Here is a 20,541-nt window from a genome sequence, read left to right as displayed (position 1 = left end):
TTTCTTAAAAAAAGCGCTGGCATTCCACCAGCGCTTTTTTCTTATTTGGCCGCAGTAACCGGGCCTCTGATGAGTCGCTCCAGTCGCCCGGTGATGGCGTTTTTGATGCCTTCCGCATCCAGTCCGCACTCAGTCAATAGTTCGGACGGTTTGCCATGGTCAACAAAGCGGTCAGGTAAGCCGAGCTGCATGACCGGAAGTGTCACTTCATTGGCGCACAGGAACTCGGTGACGGCGCTGCCAGCACCGCCTGCAATCGCATTCTCTTCCAGTGTGACCAGCAGATCGTGCTGCTCGGCAAGCTCCAGCACCAAAGCCTCATCCAGAGGTTTGACGAAACGCATGTCGGCCACTGTGGCGTTGAGCGCTTCGGCAGCCTCTAATGCGGGCGCCAGCAGTGAACCGAAGTTCAGGATGGCGACACGGGCACCTTCACGAAGACGGCGTCCTTTGCCGATGGGTAGCGCTGTCAGTTCCTGCGCAATCTCGGCGCCTGGCCCGGTGCCGCGAGGGTAACGCACGGCTGCAGGGCCTTCGTGCAGCAGGCCTGTGTGCAGCAGTTGGCGAGTTTCGTTTTCATCGGATGGGGTCATGATGACCATGCCCGGGATACAGCGCAGATAGCTGATGTCGAAGGCACCTGCGTGGGTCGGGCCATCTTCACCCACCAGCCCTGCGCGGTCGATGGCGAACAGAACATCCAGATCCTGAATGGCTACGTCATGGACCAGTTGATCGTAGCCCCGTTGCAAGAAGGTTGAATAAATCGCGACGACCGGTTTCGCACCATCACAGGCCAGCCCGGCGGCCAGTGTGACCGCATGCTGTTCGGCAATGGCCACATCAAAATAACGATCAGGGAAGCGCTCGGAGAAGGCCAGCAAATCTGAGCCTTCGCACATGGCCGGCGTAATGCCGACAACGCGATCGTCTTGCTCTGCCGCATCGCACAGCCATTGGCCAAAGACGTTTGCGTATTTTGGACTGGCCGGTTTCGGGGCCACGGGCTCCGGTTTGTCGGCCGGTACCGGTTCAATCTTGTTGATGGCGTGGTAGCCAATCGGGTCGGCCTCGGCAGGTGCGAAGCCCTTACCTTTGGTGGTCACAATGTGCAAAAACTGAGGGCCGTCGAGATCCCGGATGTTTTCCAGAGTTTCTACCAGCAGGGGCAGGTCATGACCATCGATAGGGCCGATATAATTGAAACCCAGTTCTTCGAACAGGGTGCCGGGGGCAATCATGCCCTTGAAGTGTTCTTCGGTCTTTTTCGCCAGCGCCATCAGGTTCGGTGTGCCTGCAAGCACCTTTTTACTGCTGTCCCGAACCTGGTTGTAGGTGCGGCTTGCCAGAAGCTTGGCAAAATAATTGGAGAGACCGCCTACATTCCGGGAAATCGACATGTCATTGTCGTTCAGGATGACCAGCATATCGGCGTGTAAATGCCCCGCGTGGTTCAGGGCTTCAAACGCCATGCCTGCGGTCATCGCTCCGTCGCCGATCACGGCGATGCTCTTGCGACCGGTATTCTGCATGCGGGCCGCAATGGCCATGCCCAAGGCGGCACTGATCGATGTGCTTGAGTGGCCCACACCAAAGGTGTCGTATTCGCTTTCAGCGCGCTTGGGGAAGCCGGCAAGGCCACCTTTGCGCCGAATGGTGCCCATTTGCTCGCGGCGACCGGTCAGAATTTTATGGGGATAGGCTTGATGGCCTACGTCCCAGACCAGGCGGTCTTCCGGTGTGTTGAATACGTAATGCAGGGCAACACTGAGCTCCAGAACACCGAGGCCGGCACCGAAATGGCCGCCGGTCTGGCCGACGGTCCAAAGCAGGAACGACCGCAGCTCCCGGGCCAGTTGAGGCAGGTTCTCCGGTGGCAGCTCACGCAATTGGGCCGGAGCGTCAATACGGTCCAGCAGCGGTGTGTTCGGCCGCTGTGAGGGGATTTCCCTGAATATGTAAGTGTCCTGCATCAGCTCGGGTCTTTCTCGAAAATATGAGTTCTCTGGCGGGCCATTATAGGGAACAGCGGTGGCTGTTTCATGCTTCCCGGGCCAGATGTTACAAAACGGCGCATTGCCATCTGTTCATACGGGCTTTAGTGGTTGCGTGTCACCACGTAATCAGCCATCGCGCGCAGCGGCTTGGCCTCGTCACCAAAACCATCTAATGCCTTTTGGGCCTGTTCCAGAAGCGTGGCAAGGTGCGCCCGAGCGCCTTCTAGCCCAAGCAGGGCCGGGTAGGTTGGCTTCGCTTTGGCGGCGTCCGAGCCCTGTCGTTTGCCAATAATGGCTGTGTCACCTTCGATGTCCAGCAGATCATCCTGAACCTGAAAGGCCAGTCCCAGCGCCCGGGCGTAAGTTGCCAGAGCGTCCCGTTGCTCCCGAGTGACGCTGGCAGAGGTAACAGCGCCAAGGTCCACGCTGGCTTCAATCAACGCTCCGGTCTTATGGCGGTGCATGTTTTCAAGCTGATCGAGGCTTAACTGGACACCGACAGACTCCAGATCAATGGCTTGGCCGCCAACCATGCCCGCGTGCCCGCTGGCCTGCGCCAGTTTGGCGATCATAGTGATGCGCTGGCTATCGGTTAATTGGGGTGCGCTGGCCAACAAACCGAAGGCCAGAGTTTGCAGCGCATCGCCGGCGAGAATGGCGCTGGCTTCGTCAAAGGCAATGTGTGCCGTCGGTCGCCCCCGGCGCAGGTCATCGTCGTCCATCGCTGGCAGGTCGTCGTGGACCAGCGAGTAGGCATGGATTAATTCCAGTGCACAGGCGGGGATCAGAGCGACTTCTTCATCGCAGCCAACGGCTTGCGCGGCTGCCAGACAGAGTGCAGGGCGAATTCGCTTGCCACCGCCCAGAACGCTGTAGCGCATGGTGTCTTGCAATCGCGCCGACGCGGAGTCCTGGCGGATACTGCGATCAAGTTCGGCATCGATGCGTTGGCGGCATTGTTCAATATAACGTTTCGCCAGAGCGGTGCGATCAGTCATCAGTGGGTATCATCCGAAGCGAAAGGGCGAGTTTCCAGTGAGCCGTCACTGTTCTGGATCAGCTGCTCAACCCGCTGTTCGGCCGATTTCAGGGCGCTTTGGCACTCGCGAGTCAATTTTATGCCCCGTTCGAAGGCCGCCAATGACTGTTCCAGTGGCAGTTCGCCCTGCTCCAGATCACGAACCAGCTTTTCGAGCTCGTCCAGCGATTTTTCGAAGTCGGCTATTGATGTCTTGTCTTTGTCACCGGCCATGGGCGCCCTCCGCTCCAATGTGTCAGGAAATGCGCGGATTATAACAGAGTCCCCAAGCTATCGCTGCCAACGAAACTCCCGGGTTTCCAGCTTGCGGGCGAATGGTCCCCAGGACTGTTCGGTAACCTGTACTTCGCCGTCAGCTGACAGTGTGACGACGGTGGTGGCGCGGGTGCCGTAGTGCTCGCCACTGATAAATGGGGAAGAGAGAAAACGCTCGGTATCCAGCCCTACGCCTGTGTCAGGCAGCTGGCTGTCCGGCGCGGGTGTGGTGTCCTGAAGTACGGAAATCAACTCGCTGTGCAGGGCCTTTGTATCAGCGTGTGCAGTGTCGATTGATTGGCCAACAGCGGACCGCAAGCGCAGCAATTTGGGCCAGGGGGTTTGCAGTAAATGGTTGCTAAGGCCGTAGATGCCTCGGAATACTTGTCGTCCCGGGTGAGCATCCCGGTTGCTGTAGTACCAGCCGCTGTCAGGGGATAGCGAAACCAAATTAAAGCCTGCGTAGCGCCCGGGCTCTGAGGCTAATGCTTCTTTTAATTCCGAATAGGGCAGGCTGAGCGCGTTCAGGGGCAGTTCTCCCCGGCTACAGCGGCCTGCTTCCGGGCTGCCTTCCCGGACATTGGTGACGGCGGTTACCCGGCCGTCAGGTGACACGGCCAGCCAGGTGCCGCCGGATTCCAAATCTCGACCGGCAAGAACTTCCTGGCCGTTGTCGGCCGCCCACCAGTCCATCGCCGCAGTGGGGCGCCGGTAAAATTCGTCACGATTGGCGGCCACCACGAGCGGATGCTGGCGGCTTTGGCCAATAGCAAAAACGATGGTGCACATAGCAGGTAATGATCCTTACTCATCGGGGCTGCAGCGATTGGCAACAATGCGTATCATACCAGCCTGAATGCTTCCCCGGACCCTTAACGATTATGACCCTGATTGGCGTACTTGTTCTGTACCTGTTACTGGGTGCACTTGCTGGCACGATGGCTGGCCTGTTTGGTATTGGCGGCGGTCTGGTGATCGTGCCTGTGCTGATCTTCAGTTTCAACTTTATGGAATTCAGCCCGGAGATTGCCGCGCATTTGGCGATTGGCACCTCGCTGGCGACCATTTTGTTTACCTCGATCAGTTCTATTCGCACCCATCACCAACACGGAGCGGTGCGTTGGGATCTTTTTCGTCCTATGACGATCGGAATCATTGTGGGCGCACTATTGGGCGCTTGGACGGCTGCTATGTTAAGCGGGCCGTTCCTTGAAACCATCATTGGTGTGTTTGCCATTTTGGTGGCGCTGAAGATGATCCTGGAAGTGAATCCCAAACCGGGCCGGGACGTACCGGGTACGGCCGGGCTGGGTGTGGCTGGCGGCTTTATTGGTTGGGCGTCTGCGATTTTCGGTATTGGCGGTGGCACGATTTCTGTGCCTTACCTGACCTGGTCCAACGTGCGCATGCAGCAGGCGGTGGCCACGTCTGCGGCTTGTGGCTTTCCGATAGCGCTCGCGGGAGCCGTGGGGAACATCTGGACCGGGTGGCAGCACCCTGAATTGCCAGAAATGAGCTTCGGATTCATTTACCTGCCGGCACTCATTGGTATTGTCGCGACCAGCGTCGTCTTCGCCCGATTGGGAGCCAAGTTGGCCCATCGCCTTGACGGTCGCCTCCTGAAACGAATTTTTGCCATTGTGCTGATTATTGTCGGCCTACGATTCCTGCTGAGTTAAGAGTCTGTCCATGTTGCAATACCCACAGATTGACCCGGTCGCAATCGCGATCGGCCCCCTCAAAATTCATTGGTACGGGCTGACCTATCTGGTCGGCTTTGCTGCCGCTTGGTGGCTGGGGACCCTCCGTAGCCGCAAGCCTTGGTCGCCGTTGAAAGAAGAGCAGGTTGGTGACCTGATCTTTTACATGGCGCTGGGTGTAATCCTCGGTGGCCGTTTCGGATACGTGGTGTTTTATAACTTCGATGCGTTCATTGCCGACCCGCTCTGGTTGTTGCGGGTTTGGGAAGGCGGCATGGCATTCCACGGGGGCCTGTTGGGTGTCATGGTGGCCATGGTCTGGTACGGCCGAAAAACCGGTGCCGGGTTCTGGAAAATCGCCGATTTCGTGGCTCCACTGGTGCCCGTGGGCTTAGGTGCCGGCCGCGTGGGTAATTTCATTAATGGCGAGCTGTGGGGCAAGCCCACAGATCTGCCCTGGGGGATGGTGTTCCCTCAAGCACAAGACGCGCTGGCGCGGCACCCGTCGCAGTTGTACCAGGTTGCGCTGGAAGGTGTGGCACTGTTTGTCATCCTGTGGTGGTTCTCGGCGAAAGAACGGCCGAGGATGGCGGTCTCAGGGCTGTTTTTATTGTGTTACGGCGTGTTCCGCTTTCTGGTCGAGTTTGTCCGCTTGCCAGACGCACACCTGGGTTACCTGGCCTTTGATTGGGTCACCATGGGGCAGGTATTGTCGTTGCCCATGATCATTGCTGGCGCCGCCTTGATTGCCATTGCTTACCGGAGAGAAACATCATGAAAGCTTACCTCGATCTGATGCAAGACGTGGTTGATAACGGATTCGATAAAGGCGATCGCACCGGGGTTGGAACTCGCTCGGTATTTGGTCGGCAAATTCGTTTCAATCTGCAGGAAGGCTTTCCGCTCGTCACCACGAAGAAAGTGCATTTGCGCAGTATTATTTATGAGTTGTTGTGGTTCCTCAAAGGCTCCACCGACAACAATTGGCTGAAAGAACGCAAGGTGTCCATCTGGAACGAGTGGGCGCTGGAGAATGGTGATCTGGGGCCTATTTACGGTAAGCAATGGCGCAGCTGGCAATGCCACGATGGTGGTGTGATTGATCAGATCAGCGAGGTGATTGATCAGATCCGTAATAAGCCAAACTCCCGCCGATTGATTGTTTCCGCCTGGAACCCGGCCGAGTTGCCGGATGAGTCGATTGGTCCGCAGGATAACGTGCGGGAAGGGCGCATGGCGTTGGCGCCGTGTCATTGTTTGTTCCAGTTTTATGTGGCTGATGGCAAGTTGTCTTGTCAGTTATACCAGCGCAGTGCGGATTTGTTTCTGGGTGTGCCGTTCAATATCGCGTCTTATGCGTTGTTGACGCATATGATTGCTCAGCAGTGTGATCTGGATGTGGGTGAGTTTGTGCATACGTTTGGCGATTGTCATTTGTATCAGAATCACCTGACGGATGAGATTGTGTTTGAGCAGTTGAAGCGGGAGCCTAGAGCTCTGCCGACGCTGGTGATCAAGCGTAAGCCGGATTCGATTTTTGATTACGAGTTGGAAGATTTCGAGTTTGCGGGGTATGACCCGTATCCGGGGATTAAGGCTCCTATTGCTATTTGACCTTTATCGTGGACTTGGGTGGTGACGGATAAACGGGGCAAACCCTCCAAAAACCGCTCCTTCGGCACATCCTTGTGGCGCTTCTGCTCCGCCATCCATGGCTACGCACATTTTTGGAGGGTTTGCCCCGTTTATCCGCTTCAGCATCGCGGTATGCATGCGGGGTTCTAGACGTTAAAGCGTTTATTTTGAGAGAAGCCAGCACTTAAAGTATCGCAGCCAAGGGCGGGTGTGTTTTTCAAAACTGTGCGGAGCCATGGATGGCGGAGCCCAAGCGCCACATGGATGTGCTCGAGCGTGTTTTGAACAGCGCACCCCGCCCTTTGCTAACTCCAAATTCAAATGGGGATTAGACCAAATGAGAAAAGCACTAATCGTAGCCATGGCCCGAAATCGGGTTATCGGCCGGAACAATGCGTTGCCTTGGTACTTGCCGGGGGATTTGCGTTATTTCAAAGAAGCTACCATGGGTAAGCCCATTATCATGGGTCGGAAAACTTGGGATTCCATTGGTCGGCCGTTGCCGGGGCGGATGAACGTGGTTATTTCCCGAAATCCGGAGTGGGAAGCGCCACAAGGAACGGTGTCGGCCACCTCATTGGATGCGGCACTGGTCAAAGCCGAAGCACAGGCTGAGTTGGATGGCGGTGAGGAAGTGATGATTATCGGCGGTGGGCAGATCTACGCAGAAGCCCTGCCAATGGTTGATCGGATTTATATCACTCAAGTGCACGCCGAAGTGGACGGGGATGCCTACTTTCCGGAAGTGGACTGGGATGAGTGGGAAGAAATCGGACGCGAAGATTTCTCCGCGTCAGACAATAATCCTTACGACTACAGCTTTGTAGTCTATCAGCGTAACCGGTCGAACTGACCGGCTACGCCAACTGGCTTAGGAGCGCGGAGCGCGCTTCGGGCCGGATTTTCCGCCGGGCTTGCCGCCGCCGGGGCGACCACGACCACCGTCTTTGCGATAGCCGCCGGGTTTACCGTCTTTACGGTAGTTCCCTTTACCATGACCGCCTTTGCGGAAGTTGCCTTTGCCAGAGGGACCGCCTCTGCGACGTGGCGGTGCAGACGACACTTCCGGCAGGGCTTCAGGCTGCTCAAGTGGCAGTGAATCTGGCTGAGACGCTTCCATCCAGCAGGCCAAGGCGCCTGCTACTGCGGTGATGTCCATGTCGTTGCGTTCGGCGATTTCGTCCAGCAAAGCGATTGCTTTGGCAGTGCGAGGATCGTCGGTGAAGCCCAGAAGCTGCGCTTCAAACTGCTCAACACGCATCTGCTGTAGCGCAGCCGGTGAGGGCAGCTGGTACGGTTCCATGGGCGAGTTGGTAGCGCGCTCAAGGGTACGCAACCAGCTACGCTCACGTGGAGTTACCAGCAAGATGGCTTTACCGGTGCGGCCTGCACGGCCGGTACGGCCTACGCGGTGAATGTAGGCTTCGGTGTCGTAGGGTACGTCGTAGTTGATTACGTGGGTGATTCTGGGCACGTCCAGGCCACGGGCCGCTACGTCGGTGGCAATGATGATGTCTTTCTTGCCACGCTTCAGATCTTCAACGGTTTGCTCACGCTGACGCTGGTTCAGATCGCCGCTCAGGGGAGCAACGGCGTGGCCACGGGCCGACAGCTTTTCGGCGAGCAACGTGGTTTCCGCTTTGGTGCGAACAAAGATAATCGCAGCGTCAAATGGTTCGACTTCCAGGATGCGGGTCAGAGCGTCGAGTTTGCGCTCCGCATAGACCGGCAGAACAAACTGGGCAATGCGCTCAACCGTGCGTGTTTCGCTTTCAATGCGAACTTCAGTGGCGTTCTTCAGGTAAGTCTGGGCAACTTTCTTGATCTGCGGCGGCATGGTGGCCGAGAACAGAGCGCGCTGACAGTTGGGCGGTGTTTTGGACAGAATCGCCTCAACGTCGTCGATAAAGCCCATGCGCAGCATTTCGTCGGCTTCATCAAGAACCAGGGCCCGCAGGTTTTCCAGTCTTAAGGTGCCTTTACGCAGGTGATCCAGCATACGGCCGGGCGTGCCGACGATTACCTGAGCGCCGCGTTTCAATCCACGGATTTGCGGAGAGAAATCCTGGCCGCCATAAATCGGTAGAACATGGAACTGACGGAATTTGCTGGCGTAGGTAGTGAAGGCCTCGGCTACCTGGATGGCCAGTTCCCGTGTAGGTGCCAACACAAGAATCTGCGGCTGGGCAACGCTCGGGTCGATACGGCTCAACAAGGGCAGGGCGAACGCTGCAGTTTTTCCGGTGCCGGTCTGGGCAACACCCAGCAAGTGGTTGCCGGCCATAAGGGCGGGAATGGATTGTGCCTGAATGGGCGATGGTGTTTCGTAGCCAACGGAGGATACGGCTTCCAGGACAGCTGGATCCAGCCCCAGTTCGGCAAAAGACAATTCTGACATGAATGTACTCGGTATTCGGAGGATATGACATTGCAAACGCAATGCATGATTTTCGAGGATTATAGTCGTTTTGTGGTTCTATTGACATATTTTATGCTGTAGGTCAGGTAGGTAGTTGCCGGGGCGGGTGTCTTGCCAGCGGGCGCGAAGTTGGGCAATCTCCGATGTTTGCAGGCTAACGGTTGGAGAGTGGGTATGAAGTTTGACGAGCTTTTGAAAGGCGCGCGCCACGGTCTTGAGGTGGTTATCCCGGCGAGCTGGGGCCAGGGGCGGGCCAGCTTTGGCGGCGTGGTTGCTGCGTTGACCTATGAAGTGATGGCCTCCAAAGTAGCTGCAGGGCGGGCGGTTCGGGCGTTGCAGGTATCCTTTGTCGGGCCGGTTGAGCCAGACGTTCCTGCGTTATTTGAAGTGGAATTACTGCGGGAAGGGAAAGCAGCTTCCCAGGTCACCGGGCGTATTGTGCAAAACGGCGAGCCTCGCCTGGTTTGTCTGGCGAGTTTTGGTGGTGACCGTGAATCGGCCGTGCAGGTAACGCCGGAGCCGGGGCCGACAGCCAAACCCGTTGCAGAATGTCAGGAGTTGCCCTACATAAAAGGTGTAACTCCGGAATTTACCCAGCACATTGAAATGCGCTGGGCGTTCGGGAACATGCCATTTTCCGGCAAAGGTGGACGAGAAATGGGCGGCTGGATGCAATTCCGGGAAGCACCGGATGCGATGACAGATGCCCACATTATTGCGTTGGCCGACGCATGGCCGCCGGCTATCCTGCCCCATTTGAAAGGACCAGCTCCGGCCAGCTCACTGAGCTGGAATCTGGAGATTGTACACCCCAGGCCTGTGGTGGAACCGGGTGACTGGTTGTTGTATCGGGCTAAGGTGGATCAGGCGGGTTCAGGCTACGGACACACCCATGCGGGTATTTGGACCTCCAGCGGAGAGCTGGTTGCCCTGAGCCGTCAGGCGGTTACTGTCTTTGGTTAAATAGGGGATGGCTATCGTCAGGCAGCCATCTCGTGTTTCAGAGCGTCAATGATCACTCTGGCAAACGCGTTCGGTGAATCTTCCTGCAGAAAGTGGCCACCGGGCAGGGTCATATGAGGCTGCCCGTGGGCGCCCGGTATGCGGCGTTGCATCTGACGGTCAACGCCTCGGGTGATCGGGTCACCGCTGCTGAAGCAGGTAATGAACGGTTTGCGCCACTTTTCCAGTTTTCGCCACGCTTCGCGGTTTGCAGCACCGGAGGTATCTGACTGAGAGGTCGGGATCAGCGCCGGAAAGGCACGGGCTCCGCCTTTGTATTCATCCCTTGGGAAAGGTGCTTCGTAAGCTGCCAATTCCCGCTTGGACAATGCTCTTTCGGTGCCGAGTTGTACCATTTTACTCACCGGAAACCATGGGCTTCGGCTGGCAAAGGCTTTCCAGACTTTGAATGCGGTCGGCACTCGAGCTTCGCCGGTCGGCAGCATGCCGTTTCCGACGATGATTCGGTTGAATCTGCCCGGATGATCTGTCGCCAATCGTAAGCCAAGCAACGAACCCCAGTTTTGACAAACCAGTGTCGCTCCCCGGATGTCGAGCGTTTCCAGCCAGTGGGACAACCAGCGCAGATGGTTATCGTAGGTGTAGTCGCCTAACGCGATGGGCTTGTCCGATTTGCCGAAGCCGATCAGATCGGGCGCCAGAACCCGATGACCCGCCGCGGCGACAACCGGGATCATGTGCCGGTAAAGGTACGACCACGTAGGTTCGCCGTGGAGCATGATCACGGGAACGCCGTTTGCCGGTCCCTCGTCCACGAAATGCATTCGCAGGCCGGGTTCGACCTCTTGATAATTTGGAAGAAACGGGTAATCCGGTAGGCCTTCGAAGCGTGCTTCGTCGGTTCTCAGGATACGCATGCCATCGACTATCCTAACTGATTGGGTGCGCGACTGCCGGTCGACAATCTTAGGAATCCAGAATAGAACAGATGGCAAATTTGTTTGTTTGAGTTGCGTAACAGCGCGTTGTCAGTTTGAATCCGGCCCCGCCGAGGTGCGCCATTTTAGTGCGTTGGGCTGTCAATCCGGGCCATCTTTTGGGTCAATAACCGGGCGGCGATTGGATCGTTTGTCATCCCAATCCAGTTCTTTGGGATCGTACCAGCCGATGGCGTCCAGCACTTTTTCCCGCGTGCGGTCAGACAGGGTTGGCCAGAGTTCCTGAAAGTCGTTCAGACCCATCTCGCGATAGCGTTGTTGTTTGCTGGTGAGGCGGTTGATGATTTTCGGCAGCTGCAGAGCTTCCCCTAACTGTCCGGGCACGAGAACCTCCTGCCCCATGACCTTTCGGCGGTGCATGCGGGCGGCGAGCACTCGTCGCAATTCCGTAGCAGCGTCGAGTGCCGTCTCAATGCTGAAGTCTTCAGAAGGCAGTGGCATAACGAGTTCAATCGTAGGTCAACAACCAACAACTATAACGCGAAGACGGCTACAGTGGCCACGCTCTCGTGATAGTCTTGGTTTCCTCTTATCCCCCTATTTGAAGGTCTGATCCGATATGTACGCCAAGCTTGAAACACGAACTTTTCTGGCGATGCTGGTGGGCGTTTCTTTAGCGTTCGTTTTGCTGATGAAGCCTTTTTTCGGCCCCATTTTTTGGGCGGTCGCCATTGCGTTGATCTTCCATCCGGTGCAACAGATTCTCCATCGGCGGCTGGGTGACCGGCCAAACATCAACGCGCTGATTACGCTCTTTGTGTGTTTGGTGATCGTTATTATTCCGGTCCTGATACTGGGGGCTGCGATGATCGGTGAAGGTGTCGGGATCTACCAGAAGATTCAGGATGGCGAGATTCGCCCCGGTGAGTATATCGATCAGGTGAACAAGGCGTTCCCGGCGATTCAGTCGTTTCTCACGCAGTTCGATATCAACGTCAGCGAGCTCAGGGATCGCACTGTGAGCGCATTTTTGGGAGGAAGCCAGTTCCTGGCCAAGCAGGCGCTGGGGTTCGGGCAGAATACCTTCCAGTTCTTTCTGGGCCTGGCGCTTATGATCTATCTGGCGTTTTTCCTGCTTCGGGATGGCAGCAAGCTCATTGAGCTGATGATCAAGGCGCTGCCGTTGGGAGACGAGCGGGAGCGACTGTTGTTTGCCAAATTTGCCGAAGTGACCCGAGCAACGGTCAAAGGCAATCTGCTGATCGCGATCGTTCAGGGGGCGTTAGGCGGAATTATCTTTGCTGTCCTCGGTATTACCGGAGCCTTGCTTTGGGGGGTGGTGATGGCGATTGTGTCTCTGTTGCCGGCGGTGGGTGCCGCCATTGTCTGGGTGCCGGCCGCCATCTATCTGGCAGCGGTGGGGGATATTGTCTCGGCGGTTGTGCTCACAGTATTTGGTGTGGTTGTGATCGGGCTGGCGGATAACCTGTTACGCCCGATTCTGGTGGGGCGTGATACCAAGTTGCCGGATTATCTGGTGCTGTTGTCAACGCTCGGCGGTATTGCCATGTTTGGTATCAACGGGTTCGTCATGGGGCCATTGGTGGCGGCATTGTTCATGGCGTTCTGGGGCATCTTTATACGCGAGTTCAGTGAAGGGGCTGAAGCAGAGGCGGAATTACGCGACAGCGAGCACGATTCCAAGCTTTAAAATATGTTACGGTTTTTTAGCCGTAGGTGACCAGGCTGCACAACATAACAACTAGACGAATATCAGGAGTAAGGTTGGTGAAAAGCATGAGAGCAGTTGCACGTTATTTCGGTAAATCGACGTTGTTGGTTGGGGCAATGGTACTGACTATGTTGGCCTCCAGCGCTCAGGCGAACGACACGGTGGCCCTCAAACATGCGCTATACGGTGCCGGATATAACATTACCAACGTCAGTCCAACCATGGATGACAGCACGCGCGCCGAACTGGTTCGCTTCCAGAAAGATCACGGATTGAAAGCCAATGGCATGGTGACTGAGGAAACGAAGAAAGTGTTGGGTATGGTTCCGGTCCAGCAGGCCGCCGCATCCTCTGCTGCTGATACCGCTGCTCCGTCTTCGGCCAAGTCTGCCGAGCCAGTCAAAGCCACTGAGCAACCGGCTGCTGAGCAGGCTGAGGAAACAGAAGAAGATGAGGAGTGGTCGCTCTGGTAATCGAGCGGCTGTAAGAAAAAAGCCCGGCTCTGAGTGAGCCGGGCTTTTTTGTGTCAGTCCAGTTTGGACGCGTCTCTGACCGCACCCTTGTCGGCGCTGGTCGCCAGCAGCGCGTATGCTTTGAGCGCTGTGGACACTTTGCGCTCGCGGGGCTGGGCTGGCTTCCAGCCAATGGCATCCCGCTTGCTACGGCGCTCACTCAGCTCTTCGTCGCTGAGCTGCACGTTGATCGAACGGTTCGGGATGTCGATCAGAATTGTGTCACCGTCTTCGATCAGGCCGATAGCGCCGCCGGCTGCTGCTTCAGGGGAAGCGTGACCGATCGACAGACCTGAGGTGCCGCCGGAGAAACGGCCGTCGGTCAGCAGGGCACATTCTTTACCCAGCCCCTTGGATTTCAGGTAACTGGTGGGGTAGAGCATTTCCTGCATGCCTGGCCCGCCGCGGGGGCCTTCGTAGCGGATGATAACCACATCGCCAGATTTCACTTCGTCACCCAGAATGCCGGCAACGGCGGCATCCTGACTTTCAAATACTTTGGCCTTACCTTCAAAGACGAAAATGCTTTCATCAACACCGGCGGTTTTCACCACGCAGCCGTCCAGGGCGATATTGCCGTACAGAACGGCAAGGCCGCCTTCAGATGAGTAGGCGTTTTCAACCGAGCGGATACAGCCGTTTTCGCGGTCACCATCGAGACTTGGCCAGCGTGTGCTCTGGCTGAACGCGGTTTGAGTTGGAATACCCGCCGGGCCGGCTTTGTAGAATTCGATCACTTCTGGCGTGGGCGACTGCATGATATCCCAAGTTTGCAGGGCTTCTTTCATGGTCTTGCTGTGCACGGTTGGCAAGTTGGTGTTAATCAACCCGCCGCGCTCCAGTTCACCCAGAATGCCCATAATGCCACCGGCGCGGTGAACGTCTTCCATGTGGTATTTCGGAGAGTTTGGCGCCACTTTGCACAGCTGTGGTACTTCCCGGGACAAGCGGTCAATGTCTGACAGGTCAAAATTAACTTCGCCTTCCTGAGCGGCAGCAAGCAGGTGCAGGATGGTGTTGGTTGAACCACCCATGGCGATATCCATGACCATGGCGTTTTTGAACGCTTCCAGCGAGGCGATGCTGCGCGGCAGCACGCTGTCGTCATCCTGCTCGTAGTAGCGTCGGGTGTTTTCAACAATCTGGCGACCAGCTTTCAGGAACAGTTGCTCGCGATCGGCGTGGGTGGCCAGCATCGAGCCGTTGCCGGGCAGTGCCAGGCCAATGGCTTCCGCCAGACAGTTCATCGAGTTGGCGGTAAACATGCCGGAGCAGGAGCCGCAAGTCGGGCAGGCACTGCGCTCGTATTCGGCTACTTTTTCGTCGCTGGCGGTTGGGTCGGCCGCGATCACCATGGCATCGACCAGATCCAGTTTGTTCTCGGACAGTTTGGTTTTACCGGCTTCCATCGGCCCGCCGGAAACAAAAATCGCGGGGATGTTCAGACGCAGGGCGGCCATCAGCATGCCCGGGGTGATTTTGTCGCAGTTGGAAATGCACACCAGAGCGTCGGCACAATGGGCGTTGGCCATGTACTCGACCGAATCGGCGATGATTTCACGGGATGGCAAGGAGTAGAGCATGCCGTCGTGCCCCATAGCGATACCATCATCAACTGCGATGGTGTTGAATTCTTTGGCAACACCGCCGGCCTCTTCAATTTCGCGGCAGACCAGCTGGCCCAGATCTTTCAAGTGAACATGACCCGGTACGAATTGGGTGAAGGAGTTAACAACGGCAATAATCGGCTTACCGAAGTCCTCGTTTTTCATACCGGTTGCACGCCATAGGGCGCGAGCTCCGGCCATGTTCCGGCCGGCTGTCGATGTGTGCGAACGATACTGGGGCATGATGTGCTTTTCTCTCCCGAATGATCTTATTGAAACTATATTAAAAGCTGTTCGTGCTGTAGACAGCAAAGGATACCAGATTCGTTGCGTTCGCATGGCTGTTTTGGCCGTGTGTGATTACAATAAGTAACAACGATTATTCATTAGCTTGAGAGTTTGTTTATGGGAAGCCAGGAAAGGCTAACGCTTCGCCGGTTGAAAGACTTCAATCCCCTCGGTCGGCTGACAGACGGACAGTTGGTGGTGTTGGCCAATCGTGCCGAGCGCCGTGCGTTCAAACGCGGTGCGAAAATCCTGGAGCGGGGCGTGCGGGATGGTCTGGATTACTTTTTGGTGTCCGGGTCTGTTCAGTTGGCGTCCCATGATGGCCGAAACTCGGTGATCCAGGCCGGAACCGACAAAGCAGTCAACCCGATAGCCAGGCTTCAGCCGAGGATGTATGACGTCAAAGCGCTGGAGCCTTGTGAGTTTCTGGTGGTTGAACAGGAAATACTCAGCCAGCTTTTACGTGATGCGCCTGTAGAGCAGGATGGCATGGCGTCAACGGTTGAAGAGGGCGGGCAAAGTGAGGAACACCAGCTGTTGATGGAGTTCTATGCAGAACTGCGGTCGAACCAGTTGCAACTGCCGAGCGTGCCGGATGTTGCCTGGAAAGTACGCCGGTTGGTGGAGCGAGACGATACCGGCGCCGGTGAGGTGGCCGGAGCCGTGTCGGCTGATCCGGCCATGGCGGCAAAATTGGTGCGAGCCTGCAACAGTCCGTTATACCGTGGCTTCAGTGATGTTCGGAGCGTGCAGGAAACCGTTGTCCGGTTAGGGATGCGAACAACGCGGCAGTTGGTAACGGTGTTTGCCATGCGCGAGGTGTTCAAAACCCAGCGGCCAGCCTTGAAAAAAGAAATGGAAGCTTTGTGGCAGCATTCGCGAGAGGTGGCTGCCTTGTGTTGGGTGCTGGCGGATCATGCCACCGGCGTGAATCCCGAGGAAGCAATGTTGGCAGGGCTCCTGCACGATGTGGGGGTGGTGTCGGTGCTGGTGCAGGCCGAGAAACACGGGACGCTGTTTGCTGACGAGAAAAACCTGCAGCATGCAATCTCGGAGTTGCGGGCAGATGTCAGTTGCGCGGTGCTGGAAAGTTGGTCTTTCCCGAAAACCTTTATTGAAGCTGCTCGGCATGCCGAAGATTGGAGTTACGAGTGCCGTCAGCCTGCGCCACAGATTGTCGATATCGTGATCGTTGCGCAAATGCACGCCATGATTGGTTCTAGTAAAAGTGGCGGGTTACCCGCGTTTGATCAGGTTCCGGCCTGGCGGCGATTGGGTGAGCTGCAGTTGAATGCTTCACGCAGTCTTAAGGTGCTCAGTGATGCACGAGAGCGGGTGAATGAAGCTCAGAAGCTTCTGTCCGGTCGTTAAATTAACCCGTCATCGGGGGTCTGCTTTGCAGTGATTGAAACCCATATGAATGTGCCTCTGTTTCCGCTGAATTCCGTCGTCTTACCGCAAGGGCGCATTCCATTGCAGCTGTTTGAGCCGCGCTATATCGACATGCTCAGCCGCTGCCTCAAAGAAGACCGTGGTTTCGTGATTGTACTTTTGCAGGATGGCCCCGAAACCTCAAGAACCGCCGCTTTTTACGATATCGGAACCTATGTACGCATCATTGATTTCCAGCAGCTGGATAATGGATTGTTGGGCATTACGGTGGAAGGTGAAAGTAAGGTGACGGTGGTTCGAAGCTGGCAGCAAGCAGACGGGCTGAACCTGGGTGACGTGGAGTGTTTGATAACAGAGGCTGAGAGCGAGGTTCCGGAGCGTTACCATGAATTGCCCTCTGTGCTCAGGGCATTGTTCCGGCATCCTGCAATAAAGAATCTCGACATGAAAGTGGATTACGATGACGCGCGGCACGTGGGCTGGCGTCTTACGGAATTGTTGCCTCTGGACACGCCTGAAAAACAACGTTTGGCGGAATTGCAGGACCCGTTAGAGCGCCTCGACCGGCTGCAGCGTTTGTTAGAAGCGCTTGATGGCAGCGGTTAAAGTTTCGGGGCGTAGCTCTGTATGGCCAGCCCCCATTGCTCACTGATATAAACAACGGTAAACAGTATCCAAACCACGAGTGCCGCCCAGGAAATCGCCTCTGCCTTGATCGGTACCCGATCATAGCGGCTGTAGCTCGCTCGAATAAATCCGGTAATCGCCAGCCCGAGAAAGAATCCCCCCAATACGTCGGTAAACCAGTGCACCCCGAGATACAGCCGGCTGAGTGCGATCGGAATCAGCGGCAGCGACAGCAGCACATAGCTTTGCCAACGTTGCTTGTGATGATTCTCCCCGGCGATAAAGCTGGCGGCCAATGTGACCAGAACCGTCGCACCGGCCGTGTGGCCGCTCGGAAATGCGCCCGAATCAGGCGGGCTGAATACCTGGTCTGGTCGGCTTACGCCGATGCCCGCTTTGAGAAGCCACACACTGACGATGGCGAGCAGAGCGGCCGTGGCGATGTGGATAGCGGCCGCGTAGTAGCCTCTGAACGTAAGGGTCGCGGTCGCCAGCACTGCCGCTGCAATCAGAACCGGTGGGTCACCGGCGAGCGTAAAAGCGATCATCGGCAGGTCCAGCAGCGGTTGCCGAAGCAGTTGGAACCAGTCACTGACCAACTGGTTGAGCAGGAACAGGTGGCTACTGAGGCTGACCAGCTGGGCAAGAATCAGGAAGAGTGCCAGAGCCGTGGTGGCCATCATTAACGACGGCAACGGAAATTCACCTCGCTGGGCCGGGCGGGCGCTGGTGTATAGTCGCCAGAACCGGTGTGTGGCATCGTAAGCGGTCATTCGCAATTCCAGCCAGTGATACAGGCGACTGCCTTCACCCAGGCCGAGCCGCATTCGAAGCGCGACAAGGTACACGGCAATCAATGCTGCGCCACTGATACCCAGCACCCAATAGAAATGCGGCGGTGGTTTGATTCCCGTTGCCAGCGCAGCACCCACCAAATAGCCCGGTAAAATGTACGTCAGCGCCCAGCCTACGGCGGACAGTAAATTGAACAGCAGAAAACGCTGCCATGGCATATAAAAAGCGCCGGCGATTAGCGGAATGATGGGCCGGATGGGGCCAACAAAACGCCCGATGATGACACTTTTGCCACCGTGAGCATGAAAAAACGCTTCCCCCCGGGCCAACAGTTTCGGGTAGCGGCTCAGCGGCCAGACCGAGTGCAGGCGCCCTTGAAGCATCCTTCCGATAGCAAAGCTCAGTACATCTCCTGCTACCGCGCCAACGCCGGCCCAGACAAGTGCCTCTGCCAGAGGCATGCCGGATTTGCCGGCCATGGCCGCAAACGCAAACAGCATGGCCACGCCGGGAACAATGATGCCGGCCACGGCCAGGGATTCAATAAAGGCGGTGGCAGCCAGCGCTAGCGCCAGCCAGCCCGGATTTGCAGCAACCCACGCAGTTGCCTCGTTGAGCCAGGTTTCAGTCATGCTTTTACGGGTTCTCCGGGGCTGAACCACGCTGAATCTGCACCTCTTGCGTGCGCTTCTTCCATAGCTGTCTTGGCCCGGGAACGCAGGGAATAGGTGCTGGTATCGCCATTGCCCCGTGTGGTACAGCCAAGACAAACGGTGACTTTGCCGACTTCGGGCCAGTCGTACTCAACGAGGTTGCGGCGAATACGCTCGGCAATCACCCGAACGCCTTCCTCGGGGGTGAAAGGGAGGATCAGGAAAAACTCAGACTCGTTTATAGTGTACAGCGTATCGCCGGTTCGTATGGTTTCGAACAAGTGCTCGGTTATGTTTTTCAGTAAGTTCTGCAACCCGGCTTTACCGTGCAGATCCCGAATTTCCTCTGCGTGGCTCAGGCCTATACTGACGACCGAGAGCGGGTGCCCCGTGGCAATGGCCCGGCTGATTTCTTTCTGCAAGTTTTCATCGAGAAAGCGAGCGTTATGGGCGCCCGTCAGCGGATCCGTGGTGGACAGGTTCTGGGCGGATTGCGCCATGTAGTCGTAGCCCCAAATGTAAAGCCCGACCACCGCCAGCATAAGGCCCAGGCCGGAGCTGGATATCAATGCGTCAGCGAAGGGGAGTTTGAACAGCAACGAGACAGAGAGGGTCGCTACGAGTAAGGCCGACAGGCCGAGCCCCTGACGCAGCGGCAGAATGGTCAGATTAAGCACCAGCAAAGGCATTGCCCAGTGACTGATTCCGGGGGCTTCGAGGGTCAGGCATGAAAAAAATAATCCGGCGTTCAAAAGGCTCAGAATGATCAGATGGCCGGGTGCTGACAGTTGCTGGCGGCGCGAAATGAACGTGTAGATCAAACCCGCGAACAAAAGCGTGGCCATCATCGACGCGAGGTAGAACAGTTGATAGAAACCGTAACGCAGATTTTGGAACGCCAGCGCACCGATAAAAATGGCTGCCAGCGTGTAGGCGGCGCTATGAGTCCAGGTTCGCAGTCGGGTTTCCGTCATTGTGCTGCGCCTCTGTTGTTGTGATTCCCGGCGATATCGTTGGGCACGGGATTGCTGTAGGTCTGTGTTCGGTTGCCACCTTGTTGCTGGGCGCGCCGAAGCGCATTGGAGGCGCTGATCTGGAGGCTGTCGGCATCGTCGCCAATGTTTAGGCCGGCAACGCCCGCGCTAACGGTCAGTTTCAAACCGTGAGAGGCCATCAGGGTGCACAGGCCGTTCCGAATGCGTTCCGCCGTATCGGCGGCTTCGGCGGTATTGGTGCAGGGCAGAATGGCCAAAAACTGCAGGTCGGCCATGCGATAGTAAGTATCGAAATCCCGTAATTGTGAATGCAGGTATCGGCCAATGCGCGGCAGGATGGCACTTATGTCGGCATCGGGAGCCGTATCGCTCAGGTGCGTGTCGAGCCCGATCGCCATGGCGGTCAGGTGTGTGCCTTCCCGCTCGCTGCGCTGAATTTCTTTGTGTAAATCTGCAGACAAGTATTCGCGGCTGGCCGCTTGGGTCAGCTGATCGGTGCGCCGCAAGGGTTTGAGTTGCCGATCCTTGTATTTCTGCAGAAAGATCAGGATTGCCCCGAGCAGCGTGGAGAGCATGAAGGCACTGATCATCTGATGGCGGTCGGGGAGTGTGATAAACCATTGGGTGCTGGCCATCACCAGAATAACGCCCGCGATCGTCACCGCCGTTGCGAGGTAGGCCGGAACAAAGCCGAAGGTGATCAGGGGGAGGGCATACAGCCAATGGCTCAACGCCCAGGGCCCGCGCCACAGTGCGGTGAATAGCGCGATGTTCAGGGTGATAAAAAACAATATGCGCAGTTGGGGCCAAGGCATGGATTGCCTGCGACGGTTGCCGTGCATGCCGGTCAGAAACAACCCTGCTGTAGACGCCGCCGCGGCTGCCGCTATCGGTTCTCTCAAAGTGGCAAATCCCGCCGCGGTTAATGCCAGCACAATAAAGCCTATTTTCGAGAGTTTGCTGGGCAGAAATTTTTCGGCCAACTGAGGCATGG

20 protein-coding genes are annotated in these 20,541 nt (G+C 56.7%); 9 read left to right on the top strand and 11 right to left on the bottom strand.

All coding sequences use genetic code 11. The annotated features are described in order from the left end of the window. Window positions 1–41 precede the first annotated feature (41 nt). The 4 genes from dxs to JAO79_RS12845 all read right to left on the bottom strand — a co-directional run bounded on the left by dxs (window position 42) and on the right by JAO79_RS12845 (window position 4,080). Window positions 42–1,973, bottom strand: a complete 1,932-nt coding sequence (gene dxs / locus JAO79_RS12860) for a 1-deoxy-D-xylulose-5-phosphate synthase (protein ID WP_199007659.1) — start codon at window positions 1,971–1,973, stop codon at window positions 42–44. Between the two features lie 125 nt (window positions 1,974–2,098). Then, window positions 2,099–2,977, bottom strand: coding sequence for a (2E,6E)-farnesyl diphosphate synthase (ispA, locus tag JAO79_RS12855; RefSeq protein ID WP_413785058.1), 879 nt, complete (start codon window positions 2,975–2,977; stop codon window positions 2,099–2,101). A gap of 17 nt (window positions 2,978–2,994) precedes the next feature. Further along, window positions 2,995–3,249, bottom strand: a complete 255-nt coding sequence (locus JAO79_RS12850; RefSeq protein WP_199007657.1) for an exodeoxyribonuclease VII small subunit — start codon at window positions 3,247–3,249, stop codon at window positions 2,995–2,997. Window positions 3,250–3,306: 57 nt separating this feature from the next. Then, window positions 3,307–4,080, bottom strand: a complete 774-nt coding sequence (locus JAO79_RS12845) for an NRDE family protein (RefSeq protein WP_199007656.1) — start codon at window positions 4,078–4,080, stop codon at window positions 3,307–3,309. Window positions 4,081–4,172: 92 nt separating this feature from the next. Between JAO79_RS12845 and JAO79_RS12840 the strand changes: the two genes are divergently transcribed. From JAO79_RS12840 to JAO79_RS12825, 4 genes are all read left to right on the top strand, one after another. Next, window positions 4,173–4,970 carry a sulfite exporter TauE/SafE family protein gene (locus tag JAO79_RS12840; protein WP_199007655.1) on the top strand — a complete coding sequence of 266 codons (798 nt, stop codon included), beginning with the start codon at window positions 4,173–4,175 and terminating at the stop codon, window positions 4,968–4,970. Window positions 4,971–4,980: 10 nt separating this feature from the next. Next, a complete protein-coding gene (gene lgt / locus JAO79_RS12835) occupies window positions 4,981–5,769 on the top strand; it encodes a prolipoprotein diacylglyceryl transferase (RefSeq protein ID WP_199007654.1) in 789 nt (262 codons plus the stop codon). Next, the gene (locus tag JAO79_RS12830; RefSeq protein ID WP_199007653.1) at window positions 5,766–6,605 is read left to right on the top strand and encodes a thymidylate synthase; all 840 of its coding nucleotides are present in this window, start codon (window positions 5,766–5,768) and stop codon (window positions 6,603–6,605) included. The genes lgt and JAO79_RS12830 overlap by 4 nt, the downstream gene beginning before the upstream one ends. Window positions 6,606–6,963: 358 nt before the next feature. Next, a complete protein-coding gene (locus JAO79_RS12825; RefSeq protein WP_199007652.1) occupies window positions 6,964–7,479 on the top strand; it encodes a dihydrofolate reductase in 516 nt (171 codons plus the stop codon). Window positions 7,480–7,497: 18 nt separating this feature from the next. Here the strand turns inward: JAO79_RS12825 and JAO79_RS12820 are convergent, their stop codons facing one another. Continuing rightward, window positions 7,498–9,024, bottom strand: a complete 1,527-nt coding sequence (locus JAO79_RS12820; protein WP_199007651.1) for a DEAD/DEAH box helicase — start codon at window positions 9,022–9,024, stop codon at window positions 7,498–7,500. Window positions 9,025–9,219: 195 nt separating this feature from the next. Between JAO79_RS12820 and JAO79_RS12815 the strand changes: the two genes are divergently transcribed. Next, window positions 9,220–10,008: an acyl-CoA thioesterase gene (locus JAO79_RS12815; protein WP_199007650.1), complete on the top strand. Its 789-nt coding sequence runs from the start codon at window positions 9,220–9,222 to the stop codon at window positions 10,006–10,008. A 17-nt stretch (window positions 10,009–10,025) separates the two neighbouring features. Here JAO79_RS12815 and JAO79_RS12810 read toward each other — a convergent pair whose 3' ends face one another. Beyond that, complete coding sequence (locus tag JAO79_RS12810; protein ID WP_199007649.1) at window positions 10,026–10,925, bottom strand: haloalkane dehalogenase; 900 nt, start codon at window positions 10,923–10,925, stop codon at window positions 10,026–10,028. A gap of 162 nt (window positions 10,926–11,087) precedes the next feature. After that, the gene (locus tag JAO79_RS12805; protein ID WP_199007648.1) at window positions 11,088–11,447 is read right to left on the bottom strand and encodes a hypothetical protein; all 360 of its coding nucleotides are present in this window, start codon (window positions 11,445–11,447) and stop codon (window positions 11,088–11,090) included. Window positions 11,448–11,565: 118 nt separating this feature from the next. Here JAO79_RS12805 and JAO79_RS12800 point away from each other — a divergent pair, with 118 nt between their 5' ends. Both JAO79_RS12800 and JAO79_RS12795 read left to right on the top strand, forming a co-directional pair. Continuing rightward, on the top strand, window positions 11,566–12,657 hold the full coding sequence (locus JAO79_RS12800; protein WP_199007647.1) for an AI-2E family transporter: 1,092 nt from the start codon (window positions 11,566–11,568) through the stop codon (window positions 12,655–12,657). A gap of 86 nt (window positions 12,658–12,743) precedes the next feature. Next, window positions 12,744–13,151 (top strand): peptidoglycan-binding domain-containing protein, encoded by a 408-nt coding sequence (locus tag JAO79_RS12795; protein ID WP_199007646.1) that lies wholly within the window; start codon window positions 12,744–12,746, stop codon window positions 13,149–13,151. A 53-nt stretch (window positions 13,152–13,204) separates the two neighbouring features. Here JAO79_RS12795 and ilvD read toward each other — a convergent pair whose 3' ends face one another. Continuing rightward, the gene (gene ilvD, locus JAO79_RS12790; protein ID WP_199007645.1) at window positions 13,205–15,040 is read right to left on the bottom strand and encodes a dihydroxy-acid dehydratase; all 1,836 of its coding nucleotides are present in this window, start codon (window positions 15,038–15,040) and stop codon (window positions 13,205–13,207) included. A 162-nt stretch (window positions 15,041–15,202) separates the two neighbouring features. Here ilvD and JAO79_RS12785 point away from each other — a divergent pair, with 162 nt between their 5' ends. Together JAO79_RS12785 and JAO79_RS12780 are read left to right on the top strand one after the other, a co-directional pair. Beyond that, window positions 15,203–16,456, top strand: coding sequence for an HDOD domain-containing protein (locus JAO79_RS12785; protein ID WP_199007644.1), 1,254 nt, complete (start codon window positions 15,203–15,205; stop codon window positions 16,454–16,456). 45 nt (window positions 16,457–16,501) lie between these two features. Beyond that, a complete protein-coding gene (locus JAO79_RS12780) occupies window positions 16,502–17,083 on the top strand; it encodes an LON peptidase substrate-binding domain-containing protein (protein ID WP_199007698.1) in 582 nt (193 codons plus the stop codon). On the opposite strand, the gene JAO79_RS12775 is transcribed toward JAO79_RS12780, so the two are convergent. Genes JAO79_RS12775 through JAO79_RS12765 form a run of 3 tightly spaced genes read right to left on the bottom strand, consistent with a single transcriptional unit; the run spans window position 17,080 to window position 20,539 of the window. Continuing rightward, the gene (locus JAO79_RS12775) at window positions 17,080–18,531 is read right to left on the bottom strand and encodes a bifunctional DedA family/phosphatase PAP2 family protein (RefSeq protein WP_199007643.1); all 1,452 of its coding nucleotides are present in this window, start codon (window positions 18,529–18,531) and stop codon (window positions 17,080–17,082) included. The two genes, JAO79_RS12780 and JAO79_RS12775, sit on opposite strands and share 4 nt — an antisense overlap. Then, entirely contained in the window at window positions 18,528–19,526 is a 999-nt protein-coding gene (locus JAO79_RS12770) for a GGDEF domain-containing protein (protein ID WP_199007642.1), read from the bottom strand. The genes JAO79_RS12775 and JAO79_RS12770 overlap by 4 nt, the downstream gene beginning before the upstream one ends. Further along, window positions 19,523–20,539, bottom strand: coding sequence for a GGDEF domain-containing protein (locus tag JAO79_RS12765; RefSeq protein WP_199007641.1), 1,017 nt, complete (start codon window positions 20,537–20,539; stop codon window positions 19,523–19,525). Before JAO79_RS12765 ends, JAO79_RS12770 begins: the two co-directional genes overlap by 4 nt. Window positions 20,540–20,541: the final 2 nt, after the last annotated feature.

It is taken from the genome of Marinobacter litoralis, from assembly GCF_016427555.1.
Classification (GTDB): Bacteria; Pseudomonadota; Gammaproteobacteria; order Pseudomonadales; family Oleiphilaceae; genus Marinobacter; species Marinobacter litoralis_A.
The sequence above is the reverse complement of the archived record's forward strand: the minus strand, read 5'-3'. Positions and strand labels throughout refer to the sequence as shown.